General features: G+C 67.7%; 11 protein-coding genes. 8 read left to right on the forward strand and 3 right to left on the reverse strand.

The window, feature by feature from the left end; translation table 11 throughout:
• Positions 1-123: 123 nt before the first annotated feature.
• Positions 124-4293: a carboxypeptidase regulatory-like domain-containing protein gene (locus ABD301_RS09400; protein WP_344308974.1), complete on the reverse strand. Its 4170-nt coding sequence runs from the start codon at positions 4291-4293 to the stop codon at positions 124-126.
• A 397-nt stretch (positions 4294-4690) separates the two neighbouring features.
• On the opposite strand from ABD301_RS09400, the gene ABD301_RS09405 reads away from it, so the two are divergent.
• The 3 genes from ABD301_RS09405 (at position 4691) to purE (ending at position 9292) form a co-directional block, all read left to right on the forward strand.
• Positions 4691-7483 (forward strand): AAA family ATPase, encoded by a 2793-nt coding sequence (locus ABD301_RS09405; protein WP_344308976.1) that lies wholly within the window; start codon positions 4691-4693, stop codon positions 7481-7483.
• 154 nt (positions 7484-7637) lie between these two features.
• Positions 7638-8786: a 5-(carboxyamino)imidazole ribonucleotide synthase gene (locus ABD301_RS09410; RefSeq protein WP_344308978.1), complete on the forward strand. Its 1149-nt coding sequence runs from the start codon at positions 7638-7640 to the stop codon at positions 8784-8786.
• An 8-nt stretch (positions 8787-8794) separates the two neighbouring features.
• A complete protein-coding gene (gene purE / locus ABD301_RS09415) occupies positions 8795-9292 on the forward strand; it encodes a 5-(carboxyamino)imidazole ribonucleotide mutase (RefSeq protein WP_344308980.1) in 498 nt (165 codons plus the stop codon).
• 3 nt (positions 9293-9295) lie between these two features.
• On the opposite strand, the gene ABD301_RS09420 is transcribed toward purE, so the two are convergent.
• The gene (locus ABD301_RS09420; RefSeq protein WP_163570494.1) at positions 9296-9685 is read right to left on the reverse strand and encodes a MerR family transcriptional regulator; all 390 of its coding nucleotides are present in this window, start codon (positions 9683-9685) and stop codon (positions 9296-9298) included.
• A gap of 110 nt (positions 9686-9795) precedes the next feature.
• On the opposite strand from ABD301_RS09420, the gene ABD301_RS09425 reads away from it, so the two are divergent.
• Complete coding sequence (locus tag ABD301_RS09425; RefSeq protein ID WP_279581637.1) at positions 9796-10704, forward strand: aldo/keto reductase; 909 nt, start codon at positions 9796-9798, stop codon at positions 10702-10704.
• A gap of 66 nt (positions 10705-10770) precedes the next feature.
• Here the strand turns inward: ABD301_RS09425 and ABD301_RS09430 are convergent, their stop codons facing one another.
• Entirely contained in the window at positions 10771-11982 is a 1212-nt protein-coding gene (locus ABD301_RS09430; RefSeq protein ID WP_344308986.1) for an alpha-hydroxy acid oxidase, read from the reverse strand.
• Between the two features lie 149 nt (positions 11983-12131).
• On the opposite strand from ABD301_RS09430, the gene ABD301_RS09435 reads away from it, so the two are divergent.
• The 4 genes from ABD301_RS09435 to ABD301_RS09450 all read left to right on the forward strand — a co-directional run bounded on the left by ABD301_RS09435 (position 12132) and on the right by ABD301_RS09450 (position 17614).
• On the forward strand, positions 12132-14774 hold the full coding sequence (locus ABD301_RS09435) for an MFS transporter (protein WP_425551904.1): 2643 nt from the start codon (positions 12132-12134) through the stop codon (positions 14772-14774).
• 8 nt (positions 14775-14782) lie between these two features.
• Complete coding sequence (locus ABD301_RS09440) at positions 14783-15253, forward strand: MarR family winged helix-turn-helix transcriptional regulator (protein WP_163570490.1); 471 nt, start codon at positions 14783-14785, stop codon at positions 15251-15253.
• A gap of 82 nt (positions 15254-15335) precedes the next feature.
• Complete coding sequence (locus ABD301_RS09445; RefSeq protein WP_344308989.1) at positions 15336-16127, forward strand: DeoR/GlpR family DNA-binding transcription regulator; 792 nt, start codon at positions 15336-15338, stop codon at positions 16125-16127.
• Positions 16127-17614, forward strand: coding sequence for a rhamnulokinase (locus ABD301_RS09450; RefSeq protein WP_344308991.1), 1488 nt, complete (start codon positions 16127-16129; stop codon positions 17612-17614). Before ABD301_RS09445 ends, ABD301_RS09450 begins: the two co-directional genes overlap by 1 nt.
• Positions 17615-17653 lie beyond the last annotated feature (39 nt).

Here is a 17653-nt window from a genome sequence, read left to right on the forward strand (position 1 = left end):
CGTCGAGAGTGGGGTTTTGTCCCGCACTCGACGCTGGGACAACGCAAACAGCAGTAACAAAAAGAAAGGACCCCTCACGCTCCCATGAAAGGAGCGCAAGGGGTCCTCCCCCTAATTAAGGAACTACGGTTTGACCAGGGTGAAATTCTTGGTCGTCACCGCGCCCTGCTTGATCGACACTGTTGTCGTTTGTGGACGGAAGCCGTCCTTCGCGACGATCAGGGTCAGCGGGTTGTTGCGGTAGTCCAGCCAGAGGCCGTAGTTGCCGTTCGCGTCGGTCTTGAGCGTGTACGACGTGGCCCAGCTGTCGATTTCGACGGTGGCGCCGGCGAGTGGGACCAGGGCGCCGGAGGCGTCCTTGGTGGTCACGGTGCCGGTGATCTTGCCCCAGGTGGTCGGCGGCTTGACGGTGAAGGACACCGGGATGGCCGTCGAGCCGTACGGGGTGTTGCCACTGATCGAAAGGTTGGCGGTGAGTACACCCGGTTGGGTGATCTCCGGGACGCTCGCGTCCAGGGTGACCGTCACCGTGGCGCTCTTGCCGGGGGCAAGGGTGCCGGTGGTGGCGCTCTCGGACAGCCACGTCACGTCGCTGCTGCCGCCCTGGTCGTACCCGGGCAGCACCTCGGCGTTGGCCTGCGGCGGGACGCCGAAGCCGCCAGGGTTGCCGCCGACCTTGTAGAACCCGAGCGCGCTACCGGCGCGGTAGAGCGAGTTGTTCGAGTTCGGCAGGGCGGTCCAGGCGTTGCCGGCCGGGTCGTACGCGAAACCGGTGTTGGTGATCGCCGCGCTGGAGTTGATGACGCCACCGCTGACGAGCAGCTTGCCGTTGGCCGCCGCGTAACCGGCACCCCAGGCGTCGGACGGGAGGTCCGCTACCGGAGACCAGCTGTTGGAGCTGGGCGAGTACGCGTACGAGTGCTTCGTGGTCGCCGCACCGGTGTTGCCGCCGGCGCAGTAGAGCACGCCGTTGATGCCACCGCAGGACACCCAGGAGATCGCCTCCGGGTAGTCCGCCACCTTCGACCAGGTGTTCGCGGCGGTGTCGTAGACCTGTACGTCCTTGACGCCACAAGCGTCGGCCGTGCAGCCACCAACGGCATAGATCTTGCCGTCGAGGACCGCGTGACCGGAGCCCGCGTACGGGGTCGGCATGGCCGCACCGGTGGACCAGCTGTTGCTGGCCACGTCGTAGATCGAGGTCGCCGCGAGCGGGGCGCCAGAGGCACCCCAACCGCCGGAGGCGTAGATCTTGCCGTTGACATAGCCGCCGGCCGGGGCTTCCCGGGTGCCGGCCGGGGAGGTGCCCAGCTTCGTCCAGGCACCGCTGGCCGAGTCGTACGAGTAGAGGTCGGCGGTGTCGTCACTGCCGGCGTACCCGAACTCGGAGAAGACCTTGCCGTCGCCGGCGATCGCCAGGTTGTCCTGGATGATCGTCGGGAAGTTGGCCAGCGCGGCCCACGGCGCGTCGGACGGGTTGGCGTCCTTCGGCGCGGCGGTCTTCTTGGCCGCCTGCGCCGCGATCTTCATCGAGCCGGTGACCGGCTTGACCGGGACGTTGTGCACAGCCGCGCCCTTGCCGCCGGGCGTCTGCTGGGTGAACCCACCAGGCGCTTCGCCGATCTTGTACGTGGCGGGTGCGCTACCGCTGTTCGTGATCTTCACGTTCGCGGTGGCCTGGCCGCCCCACGGGACCGTCTTGCTGATCGTCGCGGGAGTCACCTTCAGTTGGCCGGCGGCCAACGTGAAGTCGGCCTTGGTGACGCCGTCGGTGCCGACGTTCACGCTCGCCGTCGCCGTGGTGTAACCACCCTTGGCGGCGGTGAAGTTGTGCGCGCCGGTGGCCGACGAGAAGAACCAGTAGTAGCCGTCGCCCTGGCCAGCGTCCGTCGCCGTGGTGGCGTTCTCGGCCGGCTTGTCCGTGTCGGTGACGACCGCGCCGGTGACGCCGGCGTGGGTGTTGCCGTCCGTCACGTGACCGACGACGAGCCCACCATGAACCGGCACACAGGACCGGTCGCCGACGAACACGTTGTCGAGCTCCCAGTAGTACGCGAACGAGCCGGTGTAGTGGAATCGCAACTGGACGGCGTTCTTACCGGCCGCGCCGGTCACCGGCAGGTCGATCTTGGCCGGTCCGGGCACGCCGACCGTGCTGCGCTGCCAGAGGTTCGTCCAGGTCGTACCGCCGTCGGTGGTCACGTCGACCGCCGCGGTGGAGTTGCCGAACGGCTGGTAGTGGGTGTCCGCGGTCAGCACCGGGTTGGTGCTGCCGGACAGGTCGTAGACCGGGCTGGTCAGCGTGGTGTTCTGGGTCTTGCCGACGCCGAGCTTGTCGGAGTCGACGATCGCGAACCCACCGGCACCGCCGGTCTTGTTGCCCCGCTTGCCCGGGTCGTCGAACTCCCAGCCGCCGTCGGCGGTGGCGTTCGCGACCGTCCAGCCGGCCGGCGTCGACGTGGTGTCGAACGACTGGCTGGTGCCGTTCAGGGTGTACGTGTAACCCGGCGCGGTGCAGGCCGACGAGACCTTCAGCGTCAGGTCCTTGTGCAGGTCGCTGCTGCCGAGCGTGACGGGCACGTCGGCCGCGTCGTAGCCAGGCACGTTGGACGCGACATGCAGGGTGTACGTGTTGCTGGCTGGCAGGTCGATGCTGTAGCGGCCGGTGGCCGGGTCAGTGGAGACCTTGGTCGTCGTACCGTTCACGCCGACGCTCGCGTAGAGCGGCCAGCCATGCCCGGAACCGTCGATGATGGTGCCACTGAGACTGACCTTCGGCACTGACGCGAGCGCGAAGTTGGTGGTGATCTTCGCGCCGTCGCCGACCACGACTCCCGACACCGTCTGGCTGGTGTAGCCATAAGCGCTGGTGGTCAGGTCGTACGTGCCGGCACCGATGGACAGGTCGTATTTGCCGGTCGCGTCGGTGGTGGCGGACAGGTCGCCAGCGGCCACCTTCGCGCCGGCCACCGGGGCGCCGGAACCACTGTCGGTGACGGTGCCGAGCAGCTCGCCGTGCGGGCCGGAGCTGAACGCGGCCACGCCCTTGGGCGTACCGAGACCGGTCGGGCCGTCGTAGCCGGGGCCGGCGGTGCACAGGTACGCCGGGTTGCACGTCCCGTTGAGACCGGTGGTCACGTCGTTCAGCGCTGAGGTGTGGTCGTACGGCAGCGAGTTCGGGAAGCTGCCGGCGGCCGGGGTGCCGGCGCTGGCGTACACGCCCGCGATGATCGGCGACGACGCGCTGGTGCCGCCGTACTGCCGCCAACCGCTGTCGCCGTACGTGTTGTAGACCGAGACGCCGGTGGCGGGGTCGGCGACCGCGGAAACGTCCGCGACCGCGCGGTTCGCGCAACCGGTGTCGTGCTGGAAGGCCGGCTTGGGCTCGATGGTCGAGCAGCCGCTGCCGGGCCCGCCGTACTGGTTGTGCCAGACGCTCTCGGACCAGCCGCGGGCGCTGCTGTCCTTGGTCAGCGCGGTGCCACCGACGGAGGTGACGTACTGCGAAGCGGCCGGGTAGGCCACCCCGTAGTCACCGTCGCCGGAGCTCACCGTGACGGCCACACCGGGGTGCTTGTAGTACTGGTCGTCCCAGGTCAGCTCGGCCGGGTCCTCACCGCTGCCGGGGGTGCTGGTGTAGTTGGTGCCGTAGCTGTTGGACACGAACTTCGCGCCCAGCGAGACGGCGGTGTTCACCGAGCTGCCGAGGTCGTCGAAGTTGGCCGAGTCGGCCTCCACCAGGATGATGTGGGCCTGCGGCGCGGACGCGGACACCATGTCCACGTCGAGCGCGATCTCGCCGGCCCAGCCGGTGTTCGGCGCCGGGTAGCTGCCCTGCACGCCGCGCTGGTTGACCTTCTTGAAGCAGCCGTTGGCGGTGGTGCACGCGGGCAGGCCGTACTGCGCGCGGTAGACCGTCAGGTCGGCTTCGGCGTTCGGGTTGTCGTACGCGTCGACGATGGCGACGGTCTGGCCGGCACCGCCGTTGGCGGGCAAGCCGTACGCGGCCTGCAGGTCGCCCGGGCCGTAGCCGGCCGGCGGGTCGGCCAGCGGCCGGATCCCGGTGCCGGACGCGGTGTCGGTGCGCTTCAGCGCGAAGCACCGGAACACGGTCTTGGAGCTGGTGCCGCACTGGGCGGTCACCGCGGGCTTGGCAGTGCCTGGTTTGGCCGCGGACGGCCCAGTGGGTGCGGCGCCTGCCGGCTGCACGACACCCAGCACCAGAGCCACCGCGGCGGCTCCGGCGAACAACACGTTTCGTGGTCGGAATATTCGGTCGTGGTCTCGCGTCATGCGTTCTCCCTGCGCAGCACGATCATCGGCGACCTGACGCTATGGAGCGCAAAGAGTATGGGTAAGACGGGAAAACCCTTGTAATTCCCTTGCCTACCCGACCTGCTATACGTCCCTATGTGGCCATGAGAGGCGCTACACAGCCTTTTGATAGGCATTCTGCGGCTAAGCGCACCCCGATCAAGATCACTCTGTGTACGCCAAACGGCACTCTTGGGGCTGATGCGGGGATTTGTCGGCTACGCGGGGTGGTGACAATAGCGGGAAATCCCTGATGCTCGACCGAATGGGGACATCGCGTGGTTTTCCCCGGCAGGCCGGCCGATCAATCTTTTGGTGGGCATCGTCGACCAAACGGACGTTGCCTGCCCGATGTTGACGGACAAGCCTTAACCCCGTGTTTTCCGGACAGCCCGCGGGGCGATCAGAACTGCTTGAGCAGTGTTGGTCCGGGGTGTCCGCTGGCGGTTTAGTGCTTTATGGGACCGCCGGGATCGGAAAAACGACCGTCCTGCGGGCATTAACGAACCTTGTTCGCAGAGCCGAGCCGGACGCGGTTTTCCTGCATTGTGAGCCGTCCGAGCCGGACCGGCTGCTGCCGCTGTCCGCGCTCGCGGATCTGCTCGCCGGAGACAGCGGCGACGATATCGGTGCCGACGCGATGGCGGCCGCGATGTCCGCGTTGCCGGGCCGCCAGCGGTCCGTGTTGGTGGGGCTGTGCCGCGGCGAGCTGACTCACGTGTCCGAGCGACTGGCGGTCCGGATCGCCGTTCGGGATTTCCTCGCCGAGCTCGGCCGAGATGGCCGGCCGGTGTTGCTGGCGCTGGACAACGCGCAGTGGATCGACCCTGCTTCGGCCGCGGTGCTGGAGTTTTCGCTGGGCCGGATGGGGCCGGCCCGGCTCCGGGTGGTGGCCGCCGAGCGGGTGTCGGCCGGCGGCGCACCGGCGGCTACCCGGCTGTGCCCGGACGGTGGCACCGAAGTGGAAGTGCCGTCGCTGCCGGCCGGCGCGTTGATCGCGCTCGTACGCGCCAGGGCCGGCGACGCGCTGCCCGGCTGGGCGGCCCGCCGAATTTGCGCGGTCAGCGACGGAAATCCTTGGTTCGCGGTGGAAATCGCGGCCGCTGCCGCCCATCGCGACCGGCCGCTGCAACTCGGCGAGCCACTGCCCGTACCAGCCCGACTGCGCGCCTTGGTGGCTCCGCAGCTGGCGCAGTTGTCGGCCGCCGCCATGGAAACTCTGCTTTTCGCCGCCGCCACTGACCGGCCCACTATCGAGCTGCTTCGGCGCGCTGGTCGGAGCCGGGTCGCCGAGGACCTGGCGGAGGCGGCCGGCGCCGCGGTCGCCGACCTCGACTACGACGGTGTCATCCGGTTTTCCTATCCGTTGCTGGCCGCGGTGGTTTATGACCGCGCGCCGGGCATTCGGCGGGCCGCCGTACACGCGGCTCTGGCCGGGGTGGTCGAAGATCCAGTAGCGCGGGCGAGGCACCGGGCTTTGGGCGACACGGCCAATATCCGGTTCGCGGCCGCCGAGCTGGACCGGGCCGCCGAGCTCGCCGCCGGTCGTGGCTCACCGGCCGCTGCCGCCGAGCTGGCCGCCCTGGCGGCCCGTCGTACGTCCACAGTGGACGGTGATCTGGTGGTGGAACGTACGTTGCGCACGGCCGAATACGCGGCCGGTGCGGCGATGTTCGACTTGGCCCGGCCAGCTGCCGAAAACGTGCTGGCGGTGGCCGTGCGCCCGTCCGACCGGGTGCGCGCCGGGTTGGTGTTGCTGGACGCGGCCGGGCAGGGTTTGGTGCACGCGGCCGGACTTTTCAACAGCGTGTTGGTCGATGCCGGCGACGACCCGGCGCTGCTCGCGCCGGTCCGGGTGTGGGTTGGCATCCGGTATTTGCTGGAAGGGCGGCTGGTCGAGGCCCGGGTGGAGGCGCAGCAGGCGGTTTCGCTGGCCGAGATCGCCGGTGACGAAGCCGTTCGCGGGGTCGCTCTGCAGGTGCTGAGCATGGCGCAGCTTTATCTCGGTGACCCGAACGCGGAGCGTACGATAGAGCGCGCTTTCGCTGATTCGGTCGGGGCTTTTGGTTCCCGCGCCAAACGGGCCCGGCTGTGGTTGATGTCCGGCCGGCTCGTACCAGCGCGCAACGAACTGGCGCAGTTGGCGGTCACCGCGGACCGGCTGGGGCTGCCCAGCCAGCTCTGGATGGTGTTGCCGGATTTGATCGACGCCGAGGTAAGACTGGGAAACTGTGCCGCCGCTTTGCAGTTTGGGGCGCGTGGCCTGCGACTGACCGACGAAGCCGACCTCGGCCGCGGCCCGGTGCTGTTTTCGGCCGCCCTCGCCGAGGCCGCCGGCGGATCACTGCAACGCGCTGGCGAGTTGGCCCGAGGTGGGGTAGCAGCCTCCGAGGCGGACGCGGATCGGTTGATGCAGCTGCGATCTTCGGCCCTTGACGGGCACGTTTCGTTGCTGGCAGGGCGACCCGCCGAGGCCCTGGGTCCGCTTCGCCGCGCCGGCAAGCTGTCCGAGTCGATGGGCATTGGCGAGCCGGCGTTGTGCGACTGGCAGGCCGACCTCGCCGAGGCGTACATCCGGCTCGGCAACGACGACCGCGCCCGTACGGTCATCGAGCGGGCCGTCGGCCAGGCCGAACATCTGGACCGGTCCGGAGTGCTGGCAGCGCTCGGCCGGGCCGAAGGCCTGCGGCTCGCCTCCATCGGGCAGGCGGACGGCGCCGCCGACGTTTTGCAGGCCGCCGCCGACCGGTTCGCCATGTTGAGCATGCCGCTGGAACACGGTCGTACTTTGCTGGAACTGGCCCGAATGGAACGCCGTCGCCGGCACCGGTCGGCCGCCGAGCGCGCCTCGGAAAACGCACTGGAGATTTTCGAGCGGGCCGGAGCCCAACCCTGGTTGGAAAAAGCCCGGTCGGAAGCTGGCACGCCGGATGCCGTACGGACAGCCGGGCCGGTTTTGACCGCCGATGAGCGGCAAGTGACCGCGATGGCCATTGGCGGCGCCACCAACGCCGAGATCGCGCGTACGTTGTTCGTGAGCGTCAAGACCGTCGAGGCGAAACTTTCCCGGATCTACCGCAAGGTTGGCGTCCGGTCCCGCCGGCAGTTGGCTTTGAAACTGGGAAACTCCAGCGACTCCGACGGCGTGGTCGACATCGCCGCCGGCTGATCGTGTTGATCTTGGTTAGTTGGTCTACCCAAAACGGACATTCACGCAATATGTCTGTTTTGGGTAGACCAACTAACCAAGATCAACAGCGCAAGCAACAACTGGGACCGGGGGCCGCCGAGGCTCCCACCTGGGAGTTCATAGACTGGGCGGCATGGACGCGCGTACCGGCTTACCGGTGGTCGGCATGGTGGGTGCCGGGCAGCTGGCCAGGATGACCCACCAGGCGGCCATCGCGCTCGGGCAGTCGTTGCGGATCCTGGCGGAGCGGCCGGACGATGGCGCGGCGCTGGTGGCGGCGGATGTGCAGGTCGGGCATCACACGGACCTGGAGGCGCTGCGGCGGTTCGCGAAGGGCTGCGAGGTGGTCACGTTCGACCACGAACATGTGCCGCCGGACCACTTGCGGACGCTGGCCGCGGAGGGTGTGCCGTTGTTGCCCGGGCCGGACGCGCTGTTGTACGCGCAGGACAAGCGCGCCATGCGGGAAAGGTTGACCGGCCTGGATATGCCGGCGCCGCGGTGGGCACCGGTGTCCACTATGGATGATCTGGTGGCGTTCGCGGATCGGGTCGGATGGCCGGTCGTACTCAAGGCCAGTCGCGGTGGGTACGACGGCAAAGGTGTGTGGGTTGTTGGCAGTGCGGCGGAAGCGGTTGAGGTCGTAGGATCGCCAACTCCGTTGATCGTGGAGGAAAAAGTCCCGCTCGTACGGGAACTGGCCGCGGTGGTCGCGCGGTCGCCGTTTGGGCAGGTGTCCGCGTGGCCGGTGGTGGAGACCGTGCAGCGGGACGGGATCTGCGTCGAAGTGCTCGCGCCGGCCCCGAATCTGCCCGATGACCGGGCGGTGCAGGCGCAGGAAATGGCGATCCGGATCGCCACCGAGCTCGGCGTGGTCGGGATTCTCGCCGTCGAGCTTTTCGATACCGGCAAGGAAATGCTCGTCAATGAGCTGGCGATGCGGCCGCACAACTCCGGGCACTGGACCATCGACGGCTCGATCACCAGCCAGTTCGAGCAGCACTTGCGCGCGGTGCTCGACTATCCGCTCGGCGCGACCACCGCGCTCGCGCCAGCGACCTGCATGGCGAATGTGCTCGGCGGCGCCAGCGGCGGAATGGCGTTTGATGAGCGGCTGCACCACATGTTCGCCGCCGAGCCGACCGCCAAGGTGCACTTGTACGGAAAATCCGTACGACCAGGCCGGAAAATCGGGCACGTGACGGTGCTCGGCGAGACCTTCGATGACGTTCGCGCGCGGGCCGCTCGGGCCGCGCGGTGGCTGTCTGACGCTGCGGAATAAGGGAAAACATGGCACCGGCAGTGGGCATTGTGATGGGAAGCGACTCGGACTGGCCGACCATGCGGGCCGCGGCCGAGGCGCTGGCCGAGTTCGGAATTGAGTATGAGGCGCAGGTGGTTTCCGCGCACCGTACGCCCCAGGAAATGCTGGACTACGCGAAAAACGCGGCCGGTCGCGGGTTGAAGGCGATCATCGCCGGTGCTGGCGGAGCCGCCCATCTGCCGGGCATGGTGGCGTCGGCGACGGTGTTGCCGGTGATCGGCGTGCCCGTACCACTGAAATACCTGGACGGCATGGATTCGCTGCTGTCGATCGTGCAGATGCCGGCCGGCGTACCGGTCGCCACCGTTTCCATTGCCGGCGCCCGCAATGCCGGCTTGCTGGCGGTCCGCATCCTAGCCAGCTCAGACGTTGCCCTGCAACAGAAAATGGCCGACTTCCAACAGTCCCTGGTGGAGCTGGTGACCGCGAAGAACGCAGCCCTTCAGGAACAACTTCCGCGCTAGCGGTCAGAAATCCACGCCCGACCGGGCCTGGGTGGCGATTTCGCTGTGATACCAGGCAATCTTCTCGTGGATGTGGGCTTGCTGTGTACGCAGCTGGGCGATCTGCTCTTCGACCGCGCGGTCGTGCTCTTCCAGCAACTCGACCCGTTCGGCCAACGTCTCGCTGCCGACCCGGGCGAGCTCGGCGTACGTGTGCATGCGGTTGATGGGCATGCCGGTGTCCCGCAGGCAGCGCAGGATGCCCAGCCAGCTCACGTCGTCCTCGGTGAAGAACCGGTGACCTCCGCTCGTACGCCCGATGTCGGACAACAGCCCGATCAGTTCGTAGTAACGCAGGGTGTCGAGGCTGAATCCGGTCCGGTCGGCCACTTGGCCAGGGGAATAGTGCTCCATGGCCACCAGTCTTCCAGCAGACCTTGACCTGGAGCGCGATCCAGGTAGCAGTCTCGGTGACAGGCACCCACCGAAGAGGAGTGGCATCGCTGATGTTCGTACTAGGCGCAATGAATTTTGGTACCAAACAAGACGAGAAGACGTCGTTCGACCTGCTGGACAGGTTCGTCGACGCCGGTGGAACGATGATCGACACAGCGGACTGTTATGCGTTCTGGAGCGATCCGAGCGGGCATGGCGGCCTCAGCGAGACGTTGCTCGGCAAGTGGCTCAGGCTGCGGCCAGGCATCCGCGAGCGGATCCAGCTGAGCACGAAGGTCGGCGCCGAGCCCGGTCCTACCGGCGAGTGGCCGGCGAACCGCGAGGGGCTGTCCGCGCCGGCGATCGAGGCCGCCATCGAGGGCAGTCTGCAGCGGCTCGGCGTCGACCACGTGGAGATGTACTGGACCCACATGGACGACCGGCGGGTCCCGTTGGAAGAGGTCGGCGGCGCGCTGAACGAGCTGGTCACGGCCGGTACGGTCGGCCGGCTCGGGGCCTCCAACCAGCCGGCCTGGCGGGTCGAGGCGGCCCGCCGTACGGCCGCCGCGCACGGCTGGACCCCTTACACCGCGGTGCAGCTGAGCTACTCGTACCTGCGGCCGCGCCCCGGTGAGATGCCGCCCGGTGTCAACCACGAATTCCCGTGGGCGACGGACGACGTGCTCGACCACGTCCGCAGCGAAAACCTGGAGCTCTGGGCGTACACGCCGCTGCTGGCCGGCGCCTACACCCGCCCGGAGCGGCTTCGCGAGGTGTACAACCACCCTGGCAACACCGCCCGTCTGGCGGTCCTGGACGAGGTGGCCGGCGAGCTGGGCGCCACCCGCCACCAGGTCGTACTTGCCTGGATGACGGCCGATGCGCACGTACGCCCCATCGTCGGAGTCAGCACCGCCGCGCAACTCGACGAAGCAGTCGCCGGAGTGGCTCTCACCCTCACTCCCGACCAGCTCACCCGCCTCGACGCCCCATCGTGACGTTCCGTAATGACTGTTCGTCCGCATGGGAACCCAGCGAGGGCGTTGCGGACTAAGGCCGGCGAGCTAGCGGAGGGTGACGTGGGAGGGGGTGAGCTCATCGACGGAGTTGACGCCCAGCAGCGCCATCGTACGGCGGAGTTGGCTGGTCAGGATCTCGGCGGCGCGCTCGACTCCGCGCTGGCCGCCGGCCATCAGGCCGTACAGGTAAGCGCGGCCGACCAGGACTGCGTCGGCGCCGAGCGCGAGGGCGGCGGCGATGTCGGAGCCGGACGTGACGCCGGTGTCCAGGTAGATCTCGGTACGATCGCCGACCGCTGCGGCCACTGACGGCAGCAGCTCCAGCGGGACCGGCGCCTTGTCCAGTTGCCGGCCGCCGTGGTTGGAAAGCACGATGCCTTCGGCGCCGGCGTCGACGACTCGCCGGGCGTCTTCGACGGTCTGGATGCCCTTGATCACGATCCGGCCCGGCCACGCGTCCCGGATCCAGTCCAGGTCCTTGAGCGTCACGGTCGGGTCGAACATGTGGTTGATCATGTCCGCGACGGTGCCCTCCCAGTGCGAGAGCGAGGCGAACTGCAGCGGCTCGGTGGTGAGGAAGTCGAACCACCAGTTCGGATGCATCGCGCCATCGAGGAAGGTCTTAAGCGTCAACGCCGGCGGGATGGTCATGCCGTTGCGTACGTCCCGCAGCCGCGCACCGGCGACCGGTACGTCGACCGTCAGGATCAACGTCGTGTAGCCGGCCGCGTGCGACCGCTGGACCAGCTCCTTGCCGGCGCCGTGGTCGGACCAGATGTAGAGCTGGAACCACTTGTCCACGTCCGGCCCGGCCGCCGCCACGTCCTCGATCGACGTCGTCCCCATCGTCGACAGCGCGTACGGGATGCCGTATTTCTGCGCCGCTCGTACGACCGCGCGCTCGCCCTCGGTGTGCATCATTCGGGTGAAACCGGTCGGTGCGAAAATGATCGGGTACGCCGACGGATTGCCCTGAATGGTGGTGGATGTGTCAATTTTGGACACGTCTCGCAGGATGCTCGGGTTGAACTGCAATCGGGCGAAAGCCGACCGGGCCCGGCGCAGGCTGACCTCGCCGTCGGCGGCTCCGTCGGTGTAGTCGAAGGGCGCCGACGGGGTCCGCCGTTTCGCGATCCGTCGCAGGTCACCGATCGTCTGAGCCTTCGCGAGCCGGCGCTCGGTCGGATCCCACTCGATCTTTTGGGTCTGCAACAGGGGTTTCAGTTCGGACCACTTCGGAAGTCGGCGCGTTGTCATCGTTCCCCTAAAAGCCGAGGCCAAGTCGCCTGATCCTACAGAATATTCCCTGCTGCTCTTCCCATCACATGATCACCGCCACGCTGTACGGCGACCCGCCAAATCAGTTAGCATTAGACAACTAACGAAGTGTGCGGGGAGGGTAAGCCGTGGCTGTGGAAGACCAACAGATCCAGGCAGCGGGCAGCAAGCACCGAGGTCCACGTCGGATCGAGGAGTTGGGTCCGCACTACAAGTGGATCGCGCTGTCCAACACCACGCTGGGCATCCTGATGGCGACGATCAACTCGTCGATCGTGCTGATCGCGCTGCCGGACATCTTTCGCGGCATCAACATCAACCCGCTGGAGGGCGGCAACTCCAACTACCTGCTGTGGATGATCATGGGTTTCCTGGTCGTCACCGCGGTGCTGGTGGTGGGTTTCGGCCGGCTCGGCGACATGTACGGGCGCGTACGGATGTACAACATCGGTTTCGCGGTTTTCTCGATCTCGTCGGTGTTCCTCGCGGTGACGTGGATGACCGGCCCGGCGGCCGCCTGGTGGCTGATTGGCTGGCGGATCGTCCAGGGCATTGGCGGCGCCTTCCTGTTCGCCAATTCCAGTGCGATCCTGACCGACGCCTTTCCGGTCAACCAGCGTGGTATGGCCCTCGGAATCAACGGTGTGGCAGCGATTTCCGGGTCGTTCATCGGCCTGGTGATTGGTGGCGTGCTGGCCCCGATCAACTGGCACCTGATTTTCCTGGTCTCGGTGCCGGTCGGCATTTTCGGCACCATCTGGGCGTACCTGAAACTGCACGACACCAGCGAGCGGCGCCGGGCCAAAATGGACTGGTGGGGCAACATCACCTTCGCGGTCGGCCTGATCGCGTTGCTGGTCGGCATCACCGGTGGCATCCAGCCGTACGGCGGTCACACGATGGGCTGGACCAACCCGCAGGTGCTGGCACCGCTGATTGGTGGAGCCATCCTGCTGGCGATTTTTGGTTACATCGAAACCAAGGTCGAAGCGCCACTGTTCAACCTGTCGCTTTTCCGGATCCGCGCTTTCGCGTTCGGCAACATCGCCAACCTGCTGGCTTCGCTGGCCCGCGGTGGCCTGCAGTTCATCATGATCATCTGGCTGCAGGGCATTTGGCTGCCACAGCACGGATTCTCGTTCGCCGAGACGCCGTTGTGGGCCGGCATCGCGATGCTGCCATTGACCGTCGGCTTCCTGATTTCCGCGCCAGTGTCCGGCATCATCTCAGACCGCATTGGCTCGCGCTGGCTGACCACCGGCGGCCTCGCGTTGACCGCGGTGACTTTCTTCCTGCTGGCGTACATCCCGGTGAACTTCGAATATTGGCAGTTCGCGGTTTTGTTGTTCTTCAACGGCATTGGTATGGGGCTGTTCAGCTCGCCGAACCGGGCGGACGTGATGAACGCGCTGCCGGCCAACTCGCGTGGCGCCGGCGCCGGCATGACCGCGACCTTCCAGAACTCCGCGATGGTGTTGTCGATCGGTGTCTTCTTCAGCCTGATCATCGCCGGCCTCTCGCAGCACCTGCCGGCCGCGATGAACGCCGGCCTGCAGGCGCACGGAGTGTCCGCGGGTGACGCGACCCGGATCGCCGGGCTGCCCGCGGTGGCCGTACTTTTCGCCGCTTTCCTCGGTTACAACCCGATCCAGCAGCTGCTCGGCCCAGTGCTGAACATGCTGCCGCACGCCCAGGCCGCTTTCCTGACCGGCCGCGGCTTCTTCCCGCAGCTGATCTCCGGACCGTTCTCGGACGGCCTGACCGCGGCCTTCTGGTTCGCGATCGTCGGCTGCCTGATCGCCGCCGTCGCGTCCTGGCTGGCCGCGCCTTCCCGGCGGAGCAGGAAAATCGGCGTCGAGTCGCTGGGTGCGGAGCTCGCCGAAGTGGCTGGTGAGCCGGCCACCGACATGCAGTCGAACTTGCTACCGCAGCAAACCAACGGAGCCCACGCGGCGGTGAACGGACGCATCCAGCACAATGCTGTGATGACTCCCGACCCTGGAGTGTCGCTGGCTGGCAGCGTGCGTACGCCGGCGGGCGCGCCGGTGACGTCCGCGGTGGTCACCGTGACCGGCGTCGATGGCGGCCAGATTGGTCGCGCCCAGGTCGACCCCACCGGTGCGTACGCGGTGACCGGCCTGCGTCCGGGCCCATACACGCTGATCGGCACCGCGCCGGGTTTCCGGCCGGAGGCGGTCGCCGTGGTGGTCCGGTCGGACGTGCCGGTACGACGTGATTTCGTGTTGGCTGGCAACGGATCCCTTTCTGGAGTGGTCAGGGCGAGCAGCGGTCAGCCGGTGCTGGGCGCGGCCGTGTTGGCGATCAACAGCGACGGTGACGTGCTCAGTCAGGCGGTCACCGACGAGGTCGGGCACTTCGCGATCAACGGCCTGCCGGCCGGCGACCTGACCGTGACCGTCAACGCCGAGCACTTCCAGCCGGTGGCCGCCGCGGTCCAGGTGACGCTCGGACAGCCGGCCGTGCTCGACCTGCGGATCGCTCCGGTCGGCGGTCTCGCCGGGCTCGTGTCGGCGCCCGGCGGCGGCACTGTCGAGGGCGCTGTGGTCACCGTCATCGACCCCGCTGGCCAGGTGATCGGCACCGCTCGTACGAACGCGGACGGCTCGTACCGGATCCCGGACGTGCCGTCCGGCGACTACACCGTGGTGGCGAACCTCTACCAGCCGGCGGTCGCGACCATCCACGTGAATGGCGGCCTGACCAGCGCGGATCTGGCCTTTGCCGCCCCCGCCCAACCGATCCGCGGGTAGTCTGCATCATGGGCGAGAGTGCGGCGAAGCTGAAGGTGCAGCCCGGAATCGATCCGGACCTGCCGGGTCGGCTGCGGATCGCGATCAGCCGGATCTCGCACCGGCTGCGGCTGCAGGCGCAGACCGACGACATGACACCGACCCGGCTGTCCACCATCGCGGTGGTGGAGAAGAGCGGGCCGCTGCGGCTCGGTGACCTGGCCGCACGGGTGGGTACGAGTGCGCCGACGATGTCCCGCATCGTGGACTGGCTGCTGCAGCAGGGTTATGTGGACCGCTGGCCGGATCCGGACGACCAGCGGGCCGGCCTGATCGGGATCGCGCCGCGGGGCTCCGCCTGGATCGCCGAGATCCGTACCCGCAACGCCGGCTATCTGGCGGACAAGCTGGCCATGTTGACCGACGCGGAGCTCGCCGCGTTGGCTGCCGCGGTGCCCGTACTGGAGCGCATCGCCGCCGAATCCGAAACCCAACCGTAACCGAGAGACCAGCATGGTTGATTTCGTTTGTTGACGTTTCGGCTTCGAGGTGTCTAGGGTCACACTCCGCGGAGGTGGCCTCATGCCAGGGATTGCAGAACACGAACGCCAGCAGGAAGTCCTGCGGCTGTTGGAGACCGATGGGCGGGTCAGCGTCAGCGACCTGACCGACCGGTTCGGGATTTCGGCGGTGACCGCCCGAAAAGACCTGGAGAGCCTGGAGCGGCGGCACCTGCTCAGACGCGTACGCGGTGGCGCGGTTCGCTCGCATGGCGCCGACGAAGGCGCCTTCGAGATGCGGTTGCGGCACCGCGCCGACGCGAAGCGGTCGATCGCCCGGGCCGCCGCGGCGCTGGTCCAAGACGGCGACGCGATCGCCCTCGATGGCAGCACGACGTGCTATTACATGGCGCTTGAGCTGCGGGAACGCCGCAGTCTCATCGTGGTCACCAACGGTCTGCGTGCGGCCGACGTGCTGTCGGAGTCGGACTCGATCACCGTGGTGTTGCCCGGCGGCACGGTCCGCCGGTCCTCGTGGTCGCTGGTCGGCGACTTCGGTGACGCGTTGACCAGTCGTGGCCAGTTGCAGCACGGGTTCTTCGGTCTGCGGTCCCTCTCGGTGCAGGGTGGACTCATGGAGTTGTCCGCCGAGGAAACCACCGCGAAAGTGCGGATGGTGGCCGCCTGCACGTACGTCCACGGGCTTTTCGACTCGTCCAAGATCGGCCGGTTCTCGCTGCACTCGTTCGTACGAGCATCCCGGGTGAGCAGTCTTTTCACCGACGACAGCGCGAGCGACCAGTTGGTGGCCGACTGGAAGGAGATCGGGGTGCCGATCAGCCGGGTGCCGATCGTCGCGGAGGGCGCCGCCTGATGGCCAGCCGCAACGTGATCGCGGTGGATCTCGGCGCCGAGAGCGGCCGGGTGATGGTGGCCCGTTTCGACGGCAGCCGGCTGACTTTCGAGGTCGCGCACCGATTCCCGAACGGTGCTCGTACGGTCGGTGCCGCGTTGCGGTGGGATCTGGCTCTGCTCTGGGAAAACATCCGGGACGGCATCGCGCGGGCGGCCACCATGGTCGATAGCGTCGACGGCATCGGAGTGGACAGCTGGGGGGTCGACTACGGATATTTGGACGCCGCTGGGCGACTCCTGGAAGATCCGGTGTCGCATCGAGATGACCGTACTCGCGGGATGATCGACACCGCGATCGGCATGGTTGGCCGGGAGCGGTTGTACGACAGCACCGGCATCCAGCTCAACGACATCAACACGATTTACCAGCTGCTGGGCGAAAGGCAGACCGCCGCGGGCCGCCGCCGTCAAGATGAAGCCGCCTTGTTGTTGCTGGTGCCCGACATTCTGAACAACCTGCTGTGCGGTGCCACCGTCACCGAATTCACCATCGCCAGCACCACCGGTGCGTACGACATGGCGAACCGGAAATGGGCCACTGGCCTGCTGGACGACCTGGGTATTCCGACGCATTTCCTGCCCGAGGTGGTCGACGCCGGTACGGACCTGGGCCCGTTGCTGCCCAGTGCCGGCGATTTTCCCTCGCTGGCCGGCGCTCGGGTGATCGCGCCGGGTTGCCACGACACCGCGAGCGCGGTGGCCGGAGTGCCGTTCGCGGACCCGGCGGCCGCGTACATTTCGTCCGGCACCTGGTCTTTGGTCGGGGTGGAAACGCAGCGACCGGTCATCACGCCGGCCACACGCGCGGCGAACCTGGCGAACGAGGGCGGTGTCGCCGGCACCATCCGACTGTTGTCGAACTGTACGGGTTTGTGGCTGTTGCAGGAATGCCGGCGGGAGTGGCGGGCCGCCGGCCACGACCTCGGCTATTCGGAGCTGGTTATTTTGGCGCGGCAGAGCCCATCGGGCAGCGTGGTGAACCCCGACCACCCGGATTTTCTGCGGCCAGGCGACATGCCGGCGCGGATCGCCGCGTACTGCCGGCGGACCGGGCAGGCGGTGCCGGACGGCATCGGGGCGACTGTCCGATGTGTACTGGAAAGCCTCGCGCTCAGCTACCGGCTGACCGTCGAGGACATCGCGACGGCCGCCGGCCGGCCAGCGCCGCTGATCCACATCGTCGGCGGCGGGTCGTCGAACGAGCTGCTGAACCACCTCACCGCGGACGCGGCCGGCATCCCGGTGTACGCCGGGCCGATCGAGGCGACCGCGTACGGGAACGCTTTGGTGCAGCTGGGCGCGCTGGGGGAGCTGTCAGGGCTGGCGCAGATGCGTGAGGTCGTACGAGCCAGCGACCGGCCGAGGGTGACCACCCCGACCGGCGCCGCCGGTGGGGGAGAAAGATATCCCAGGTTCCGTGAGCTGGTACGGGCCGACGCGGTCTAGTTGGGACCGCGGAGTTGGCTCGATGAGTGGAGGATGTGC

Origin of the sequence: Fodinicola feengrottensis, assembly GCF_039530045.1 — a bacterium.
Lineage (GTDB): Bacteria > Actinomycetota > Actinomycetes > Mycobacteriales > HKI-0501 > Fodinicola > Fodinicola feengrottensis.

What these genes read in the sequence shown, in the direction of transcription:
- purE (WP_344308980.1), top strand. Translation starts at nt 8,795, where the DNA reads ATGGCACCGGCAGTGGGCATTGTGATGGGAAGCGACTCGGACTGGCCG.
- ABD301_RS09400 (WP_344308974.1), bottom strand. Translation starts at nt 4,293, where the DNA reads ATGACGCGAGACCACGACCGAATATTCCGACCACGAAACGTGTTGTTC.
- ABD301_RS09430 (WP_344308986.1), bottom strand. Translation starts at nt 11,982, where the DNA reads ATGACAACGCGCCGACTTCCGAAGTGGTCCGAACTGAAACCCCTGTTG.
- ABD301_RS09450 (WP_344308991.1), top strand. Translation starts at nt 16,127, where the DNA reads ATGGCCAGCCGCAACGTGATCGCGGTGGATCTCGGCGCCGAGAGCGGC.
- ABD301_RS09420 (WP_163570494.1), bottom strand. Translation starts at nt 9,685, where the DNA reads ATGGAGCACTATTCCCCTGGCCAAGTGGCCGACCGGACCGGATTCAGC.
- ABD301_RS09445 (WP_344308989.1), top strand. Translation starts at nt 15,336, where the DNA reads ATGCCAGGGATTGCAGAACACGAACGCCAGCAGGAAGTCCTGCGGCTG.
- ABD301_RS09425 (WP_279581637.1), top strand. Translation starts at nt 9,796, where the DNA reads ATGAATTTTGGTACCAAACAAGACGAGAAGACGTCGTTCGACCTGCTG.
- ABD301_RS09410 (WP_344308978.1), top strand. Translation starts at nt 7,638, where the DNA reads ATGGACGCGCGTACCGGCTTACCGGTGGTCGGCATGGTGGGTGCCGGG.
- ABD301_RS09440 (WP_163570490.1), top strand. Translation starts at nt 14,783, where the DNA reads ATGGGCGAGAGTGCGGCGAAGCTGAAGGTGCAGCCCGGAATCGATCCG.